Below are 250 nucleotides of genomic sequence, written 5' to 3'. Positions count from 1 at the left end.
TGCAGGCCCTGCGCGATGCGAAGAACTACGTGGCCAGCTATGACTCCCGCCAGGACCAGAGCACCTCGGCCCGCGGCGCCCCCAGCTCCCGCACCATGCTGGTGGCCCGGTTCCGCCAGGACGACGTGGACGGGCTGATGTCCGCGCTGGGCCTGCCGCTGTGGCCGCAGCCGCGGCCCAAGCCGGTGGTCTGGCTGGCCATCGATGACGGGGCCGGCCCGCGGTTGGTCACGGTGCAGCAGGCCAATGC

Annotated in this window: 1 protein-coding gene; it reads left to right on the top strand. The window is 72.8% G+C overall.

Translation table 11 applies throughout. The features are described from left to right. On the top strand, positions 1-250 hold a 250-nt coding region (locus ACQG3P_RS21040), incomplete at both ends, for a DUF2066 domain-containing protein (protein ID WP_426806139.1).

This window comes from Stenotrophomonas sp. SrG, from assembly GCF_050031795.1.
Taxonomy (GTDB): Bacteria; Pseudomonadota; Gammaproteobacteria; order Xanthomonadales; family Xanthomonadaceae; genus Stenotrophomonas; species Stenotrophomonas rhizophila_A.
Note: the sequence above shows the minus strand (reverse complement) of the source record. Positions and strands in the feature narration are given on the sequence as shown.